At 38.5% G+C, this 8,421-nt stretch carries 8 protein-coding genes; 3 read left to right on the top strand and 5 right to left on the bottom strand.

The genetic code is table 11. The annotated features are described in order from the left end of the window. Positions 1–71 precede the first annotated feature (71 nt). The 3 genes from AC1EU0_RS18790 to AC1EU0_RS18780 all read left to right on the top strand — a co-directional run bounded on the left by AC1EU0_RS18790 (position 72) and on the right by AC1EU0_RS18780 (position 2,626). Positions 72–515 (top strand): three component ABC system middle component, encoded by a 444-nt coding sequence (locus tag AC1EU0_RS18790; protein ID WP_480304290.1) that lies wholly within the window; start codon positions 72–74, stop codon positions 513–515. Further along, the gene (locus AC1EU0_RS18785) at positions 512–2,332 is read left to right on the top strand and encodes a DUF3732 domain-containing protein (RefSeq protein ID WP_480304288.1); all 1,821 of its coding nucleotides are present in this window, start codon (positions 512–514) and stop codon (positions 2,330–2,332) included. The genes AC1EU0_RS18790 and AC1EU0_RS18785 overlap by 4 nt, the downstream gene beginning before the upstream one ends. A gap of 114 nt (positions 2,333–2,446) precedes the next feature. Then, complete coding sequence (locus AC1EU0_RS18780; RefSeq protein ID WP_480304287.1) at positions 2,447–2,626, top strand: hypothetical protein; 180 nt, start codon at positions 2,447–2,449, stop codon at positions 2,624–2,626. Between the two features lie 28 nt (positions 2,627–2,654). Here AC1EU0_RS18780 and AC1EU0_RS18775 read toward each other — a convergent pair. The 5 genes from AC1EU0_RS18775 to AC1EU0_RS18755 form a co-directional block, all read right to left on the bottom strand. After that, positions 2,655–3,823, bottom strand: a protein-coding gene (locus AC1EU0_RS18775) for an IS3 family transposase (RefSeq protein WP_480304285.1) whose coding sequence is annotated in 2 segments (ribosomal slippage) — positions 2,655–3,580 and positions 3,580–3,823 — 1,170 coding nt in all. Because the reading frame shifts where the segments join, the coding sequence is not laid out codon by codon here. Between the two features lie 720 nt (positions 3,824–4,543). Continuing rightward, entirely contained in the window at positions 4,544–5,284 is a 741-nt protein-coding gene (locus AC1EU0_RS18770; RefSeq protein WP_480304283.1) for a PepSY domain-containing protein, read from the bottom strand. Between the two features lie 114 nt (positions 5,285–5,398). Next, positions 5,399–5,944, bottom strand: a complete 546-nt coding sequence (locus AC1EU0_RS18765; RefSeq protein ID WP_480304281.1) for an FMN-binding protein — start codon at positions 5,942–5,944, stop codon at positions 5,399–5,401. Positions 5,945–6,002: 58 nt separating this feature from the next. Continuing rightward, positions 6,003–7,151 carry a porin gene (locus AC1EU0_RS18760; RefSeq protein WP_480304280.1) on the bottom strand — a complete coding sequence of 383 codons (1,149 nt, stop codon included), beginning with the start codon at positions 7,149–7,151 and terminating at the stop codon, positions 6,003–6,005. Between the two features lie 360 nt (positions 7,152–7,511). After that, positions 7,512–8,378 (bottom strand): GNAT family N-acetyltransferase, encoded by an 867-nt coding sequence (locus AC1EU0_RS18755; protein WP_480304278.1) that lies wholly within the window; start codon positions 8,376–8,378, stop codon positions 7,512–7,514. Positions 8,379–8,421: the final 43 nt, after the last annotated feature.

The following is an 8,421-nucleotide window of genomic DNA, read 5'->3' as shown; positions in this document are numbered from 1 at the left end:
GGTATGGAGTTATCTGATTTGCGTTGGATTGGTTGGAGAAAGGATTGGAAAAAAGTCTACGGTGGCACTAAATGAATAGGGTATTAAATAATGAAGCTATTGGGTTATTAGCTATACAGTCAGTGCTATCTTATCTTGGTTCATTAAGTGTCGCTAATGTCTACTTAATAATACCTTTGGCTTTTGATAAGAAAATAAGAAACTATCTAAAACGAAAAGGAACATCGGTTCTATCAGCTCAAGAATTAGTAACTTCGAAAAGTGATTACTTTATTGGATTTAATGAAAAGTTCACTGACTATCTAATAATATCAAGCAATGCAATTTCGATGGGGATAGAACTTGATTTGTTCTCTATTGAAGATGGTGTCCTGACATCTACAAACTATACGATTAGTTCGGACGACTATTTAGGGAAGAAATTTGGTGATATTGCTTTGGCATCGGAAAGTTTGTCAAAGTTTCTAACTTCAGAACCTGAAGAATTGTACTCTTTATTAAGATTGAAAATATGACTATTCAAATAAAAAATATATTAATCTGGCAGAAAAATGGTAATCTCCGCAACCTTGAGTTATCCACTAATTCAGTTAACGTAATTACTGGTGAGTCAGGTAAGGGTAAGTCTTCAATTCTCCACATTATTGACTACTGTTTGCTTTCTTCGAAGGCGGACGGTATATCAAAGCATAATATTGATGATAAGTCCTCGTGGTATGGGCTGAAATTACAAACAGGTGATGGTGATATAACTATTGCGAGGCCTGCCTACCATGCAGGTGAGACAAAGGAAGCATATTTTTCAGATCAAGGCCAAATACCAGAACTTCCATATAATAATATGAAAATTGATACACTAAAGAAGGTGCTAGATAAGTCTTTTGGTTTGGATGGTGAGCTGAAAGTTCCCTATGGGGGTAGAACCATAAAGGCTGGTTCTAAAGTATCTTTCCGTAATTTTTTGAGCTATTGCTATCAAGATCAAAATGCTCTAGTTGCACCTGACTATTTATATAACAGACCTGGAGATCTAAAAACTATCGAACGTATAGAGCGAACATTTCGTATGGCATTAGGCGTTGTGGATAGTGGAGGTGCAATTATCACAGAACGTCTTGAGAAGCTCAAACGTAATCGCTCAAGCTTAGAGCAACGCTCGGAGGTGATGCAGAAAAAGCGGCTTCATTTTCAGGAAGATGTAGAGCAACTAGAAGAAGAAGCAATTTCTCTTGGGCTTCTCGAAAAACCTAACGAAGATATTAAAGATACTTTAAGCAGTTTAAAGTCGATAGCCGAATCGAATATAGAACAATTTAGCGAGGCGGGCATCAAACTCAAAGATCTTGAGTCTAAACAGTTAGAGCTAAATCGGAAATTACAGCAGTTTAAGCGATTCAATGAAGATTTTAGCAAGTACCAATCTCTTTTAAAGGAGAGTGGCGATTCTATCCTTCCGATTGAATACATTCTTGATAGGTATAGTGAGACACTCCCAGGAACTCACACAAGCGACCTTTTGCTTGCGTTAGAAGAGCAGCTATCTGGAGTGAAGCACAGTTGGAAAACAAGGAAGAAGTCACCTCTATATGTTGATGTAAATGCCAAAGCTGAGGTATTGAAGAAAGAGTTGGACGAACTAAAGGTAAAGATAAGCAAGCTTAAGGTTACTAGCAGGGTGCTATCTTCGCCTAAAGATATATATAGATATCAGGGTAAACTATCTGTGAAAGTAGAGCTTTTCTCTGAACGCTCGATTCCAATTGATTACAAAGAGAAGCTTTCCGAAATTGACAATAAAATTGAAGATCTTAGTGGTCATGTTCAAGATATCGAGTCTAAACGTGAATTTGTTATGGGTAAGCTCAATAGGTATATCAACCTGCACTTAAGCCGACTGAAACTCAAAGGATATGAGAACAGCCAAGCTGTGTTTTTAGAAAAAGAACGTGCTATTAATCTGGTTCTTAATGAAGGGGAAGCGGTCGAGAAGATGATTGATATTGGCAGTGCATCCAATTACTTGTACTTGCATTTGTCTTACTTCATGGCTCTGCATAAAGTAGCGAGAGAGAATTCAGTTCCTTGGCTTGTACATTTCTTAGTTTTTGATCAGGTAAGTACGCCTTATACGTTGGAGAACTCTGATGATATCGCCAGTCTAGATCTAGCATTGAAAGAAATTGATATGTACGTAGAAGCAATGAAAGATAAGGGAGGTATTCAAGTCATTTTGATGGAACACATCCCTGAAGCTCATTGGGTCAATCTAGAGCTTTCAAACTTTAAACTGGTCGATCGAGAGCTAGTTAATGGTTATGGGTTAATAAACTAAATCTTGAAACTAATTTGGAACGGAATAAAATTAATAGGATCAGAGTAAAAATTAGGCCAAAACCTTCTCATAAGGTTTAATCGAAGAGACAGAAAACTCGGTGTAGGTGTAGCTGTGACCTTCCGTGACAGGGATGTCACGGCGGAGCTTACAGGGAACGTACTTGCTGCGTATCACAGCAGTACCAGCACAAAAGCCTGCGGCAAGCAATTCAAAACAATGAAGGTCACCGCTGCCATCGGCGAAGTAAAAATCACTACAGCTAAATGCTACAAGCCAAAAATGCCAGCCTGACGTGGTCAACTAAATTTAGACACCTCAGTTAAGAGACTTTCTTTAAACCTATTTCTTGTGCTCCAAAGTCATTTGGACTCATATAACCAAGCGTAGAGTGCAAACGATTGCTGTTGTAGAACATCGTTATGTAATTCAAAATATTTTGTTGAGCTTCATGCCGAGTTTGATAACTTCTCCACTGAACACGTTCTTGCTTTAAGCTACCGAAAAAACTTTCTACTACGGCGTTGTCCCAGCAATTCCCTTTGCGGCTCATACTACCCACAAACTCATTACTTTTTAGCAGATGGCGATATTGTTTACTCGCATATTGTGAGCCTCGGTCACTGTGTACGACTAAACCGGAGTTAGGTCTACGTTGCCACATAGCCATAGTCAGTGCATCGCAGACAAGCTGTGACTTCATTCGAGAACTCATGCTCCAGCCAACCACTTTTCTTGAGAACAAGTCGATCACCACTGCAAGATAGAGCCAGCCTTCTTGTGTCCAGACATAAGTAATATCTGAAACATAGGCTTTATTTGGCTTGTTTACCTCAAATTCTCGATTGAGCACATTGTCATAAACTGGCTGTTTGTGGTTACTGTCTGTTGTGACTTTGTATTTTTTCTTACTGCGAACCCAGACTTTTGCTTCACGCATTAGTTTCTTGGTCATGTAGCGACTGACTGGAAATCCTAAAGCGTTTAAGGCTTTTTTCATACGTCTTTCGCCATAAGTGTAATCGCTGGCTTTGGCTATTTTAGTAACCATTTCTATGATTTCATCATGCTCTGGATCGTTCTCAGGCTTACCATTTTTACGCTTTCGGAAGCTATAATAACTGTTGCGCTTTACACCCAATATCTGGCACATCAGATTTATCGGCCAAGTCTTCTTATTTCGGGTAATGAAGTCGTACTTTACTTCGTTTCTTTGGCAAAGAAGACAGTCGCCTTTTTTAATATATCTTTCTCCATTTCGAGACGTTTAACTTGGCTTTTGAGCCTTCTGATCTCTTCTTGCTCAGGAGTCAGCTTTCCATTACCTCTAAAGGCATGACCGTCATCTTCTTGGTGTTCTTTTATCCATCTGCCAATGACATTTGGATTCAAGCCAAGGCTCTTCGCAGCGGCTGATCGGGTATAGTTTTGTTCAAGAACCAAATTGATTGCATCAAGCTTGAATTCTTTAGAATATCTTTTTCTTGCCATTTTCATTCTCCAGTTAAGTTATTATCTCTTAACTGGGGTGGTCATATCCATTAGACCACGTCAGCCCTTCACTCCAAAGCTAGAACACTTCTGTCCAAAAATCGAGTTTCGTTTTTTATTTTCGAAGTGCTTATTTTATCGGCATGGAATTTAGCAAAGTTTAATCTTTAATGTCTACTCAAACGGAGGGGAAAGTGCGTTTTGTAGGAGCGATTATGCTACTGACAAATCCCATAATCAGTTGCTGCTTATTACTCTAACTGAATGATCCTAAAACTAAGTTTTTCAGCTACCCTGAAAATTTTTTCCGAGAGGTCAGCTACCCTATAGCAACCCTGAAATTTCACGACCCAGTAAATACGGGACTTCTAGCTTAAATCAGTCCAATCGAGCATCGGCGCAATGCTGAACGTTCTATTGGTTGATGTTATTGAAGTTTTTGCCATTGAGGTGATTCTATTGAAACTTTGTGAACTGATGAATAGTATTATTTTCGCATATTCTAGGCTCTTTGGGGATTAAGCTTTAACACAGATTTACCAAAACCCATTCATGCCCAGAAAGATTAACCTAAATAAAAACTTCTATGTAATTAGCCATATTTGTAAAGGTATTCCAAGCTGAACAAAACTACCCATTTGTCGTAATGGCAATAACAAGGCAGCTACAAACATCTATTCAATCTGTCCTTACAGTAATTCTTCATTATGACAACAAGGGTTATTTATGTTTATTCGGTTTTTGCCGTAAATAAATCACTAGCCCAGACGAAGCAATTAGCATTAAGCAGATGGCAAATATATCCCATAGAAAAACACCAAACTTCCCAAAAATTCGACCACTGTGCAGGTCGAGCAATACTCGCTGCCAATCCAAAAAAGCACTTCTGATCTGATTAATATCTTGTTCTGCTGTGGTAGGTGCCAATTCAGACCAATTTAAAGGTAACTGAGAAGCTTGGGGCAACCATTCAATTAAGTCTTCATCACTATGGTACGTTTTATTGTTTGAAAGCAGCCATAGTCGTTGATTAGCATCAATTGCGAGTTTTTCAATTGGTACAGGCAACCCAAATGATGCATCTTGTTTTTCTTGTAAATTCCCATTGTGATCCAAAATATAAAGCTGATTTTCTGTAGCTATAACCAAATTCTGTGGCATATACAGGGCAGTAATAATTTTAGAGTCTGCTTTTAGAATTACATTTTGATTCAGCCGAGCTATGTTATCCGAGATCAATAAACGATTGTGTTTGTGATTGAGCAAAAATACCTTATTAGGCACTTTGATGTTGTAATGATTAAGAAGACTTTGATTGGTAACTTGGTGTTTAGCCAAGCCAAACTCTTGGGTGTGATTAATGAGGATCCCAGTTATCGCAATCAGTAATGTGAAAAATAGAGTTAATAGGCCTAAACGACGATGCCATTGTTTGATTTGCTTAACAAATCTAGACTTCAATTTTCGTTTATTTTTTTTAGAAGACTTTGAATGATGAGACACAGGCAATCGCTAAATTTAAAATTGATTTAAACAAGGAGACCTATATTACATTATTTTTTATGGAGCACATAATTAGCTTTCTACGACTTGTTCATGCAACCACAATGCTACTCGAGACACTTTTTTAAGCGCATTAACTGATAATGTTGCCCCAGTGATGCCATCAATATGACGGTTAAGCTTCAAGTCATTATCTAGTCTCGCATTGATAAACTGTTTGGTAAAGAATTCATGTCGTACTTCATCACCACGACTTTCACGATAAACCAATACCTTGGTAGTAACAATTTTTCCGTTACTAATATGGATTCCTATCGTGATTGGAGATTCTTTTCCTACTTCATTTAAAATCCAAACCGTATCTTGTCTTTTGCGCCAATATCGCAAACGTAACTTATTGAATTTTCTACCTAAAATATCTTCAACCGTTTGTTTAGTATCGCCATTAATCCAATAGACTTTTCTGGCTGGTGTTTGATCAGCAAACGCTTGCTTTATAAATGATTTGGGAGATTGGTATTCAGTTGCAGAAATGGAATATGAGGAAAAGACAGCACCAATGACACTGAGTAGAATAGTCAATTGCAACAACATATTCCTCTTAGTCTTAGTTAGCATTTCTTTACCTCCATACAATATGGCTACTCAAATTGAGTAGCCATTATTACAGCAGAACTTAGAACGAATAGCCTACGCCTAAGTTGAAACCTTTTGAATCTTTACTACCTGTTAGGCGCTCATAGTCAGCTTTGAAAACAACATGCTCATTCAACCAGTAATTAACACCTGAGTTGAATTGTTTAACGTCTTCTTTATCGCTACCCGCTTCGTTGTTATAAGCATTGTAACGGGCAAAAACACCGAAGCTGTCGTTCAAGCGATATGAAGGCTCAATAAAGTAACCTTTTTGCTTGTCACGGCCAAGAGCTTTAGCCTCTTTACCATCAACGTCCCACTGTGCGTATAGCGCTTTGATAGTAAAGTTCTCAATAGAGTAAATAGCATGAGCACTCAACAACACAGCAGGTGCCGCGTCATTTGCAGGATTGTTTTGGGTAATATCTTCTTGATATTGTGCCGTTGCCGCTAGCTCTAGACCATTAATAGCGGTGTATTTAACTCGACCAGTATACGCTAGGCTTTCAGCAGATGCTTTTGCCACTTTTTGACGACCACCACGAACTTTAAAGTCATCTTTAACTTTAAGGCCAGATGTTACAGCAAGATCAAACGCTAGACCTGGTGCTGCCTTCATGTTCATTGCAAGACCCGCTTCCCACCATGTTGAAGGAATAATGTTTTTTTCAACTGGGTTACGCTCAACACCATAGAATGTTTCTGGTTCATGCGTTTCATTAAGGATACCGACAGGCATTAAGAATAAACCTGCTTTACCTGTGTAAGTTTCGCTAAAATCATGCTCAATATAAGCTTGCTCAAGCTCTACTTCACCAGGTTTACCATCGCCAGATAGAGAGTGTTCTACTTCTAATTCAGAGAAAAAGCGAGTGCTTTCACTGAACTCATGACCTACGAATAATACGAAACGATGAAAGTCGATTTTTTCTTTGTTATCAATGTTGTTGTAGTGCAGCTCACCATAACCACCGATTGTTGTAGAACTTTTTGCTTCTGCTACAGTATCAACAGCATCTGCAGTTTGCTCTAAACGTTCTTCAGTTTGCTCAAGACGTTTTTCTAACTTTTTTAGTACTTCTTGTTGCTTTTTAATGATCTCGCGTAGTTCTGCTGTTTCTTCAGATGCAGCCGCACCAGTACTAGCCAAAAGACCCATTAATGCTGTAGCTATCAGTGTTTTTTTCATGGTGAACATCACTTAATTAATGTTATGTAAGAGAAGTAAAATAATTAACATTAATTTTACCAAACCAACAAACAAATGCAAACCATTATCATTAAGATTTTCTGTATTTTTACCTTTTATTTGATCTGGATTAATTTTTAATCGGATAATTTTTGGAAGGGTTAAGCGTTAGAAATTGAAAACAGATGATTCCACAGCAACAACAAGGCTAATAAATCAATAAGTTAAAAAATTATCGATAAATTAACATTACAATTATTGGTAAAGCACAACGTAAAGTGTTGTGCCATAGATACTCATCGATGGCATTCAACAAGGTTTACCTTTATCTGACCCTGCTATTTATGCGAAGTGATAGCTTTAACCCATTTCGAGTGTACACACACCAAAAATACCTTTTACGTTCAACTGCGGTTGCTTGCCCAAGTACATTCGCATGCACTCAAATTGGTTCTCGGTCAGTTCTACTTGATGAATAAAATGTGAGCCAGCAGGATTCCCTTCTGGGATATCGATGTAAAGTATGCTCTCCACAGGAACTTGTGCAGCTAAACCATTCAGTAACTCTATAGCTTCATCAACACCTTCGGCATAAATAGGACCGACTCGATAGCCGTTAATCGCTTTTCTCAAACATGCAAAACCAGATAATTCTCCGTAACTATCATGGATACTGGCGAACTTTTTAGAGGGATCATTCACCGCCCACGTTTGCCAAAACGCAGGTCTTGCTTCTGGAACAAATGGCGCTTCAAAAGCAGCGAGGGTTTCAATATCAGGACAAAATAAGCTGACATTTTCATCGATGGATTCATGGCCTTTCACTTGATAGTAAAATTGACGATGAAGATAAGCATCTACAAAGCCTTTTTTGGCATAGTTATCTCTTTGTGCCACCACACCATCGATCCCGATAACTTCGACGCCTTTTTGCTTCATCTCATCCAACAAATGATTTGTCAGTGCCAAGCCAAAACCTTGACCTCTTTGCTCTGGGTTCAGCACCAAGTAGCAACCAGCAAAGGCATACTTTTGTTGATAAATAATATAGGAGGCGAAAGAAACCGGCTGATCTTGATGTAATGCGACAACGAAATAAGTATTGGTGCAGTCTGGGTAGGTGTGGATGTCGTGAATACCGGGATTCCAACCTTCTTTTATGATCCCGTTGAATAACAGCGATATTTCGTCTTGGTTAGCCTTACGAAAAACCAGTTCTTCCTTCATGCTATAGCTCCACAATCATTGCTTATTGAGAGTGTAGGCAAAG

This window comes from Parashewanella sp. 2210YD4-3, from assembly GCF_056591735.1.
Note: the sequence above shows the minus strand (reverse complement) of the source record. Positions and strands in the feature narration are given on the sequence as shown.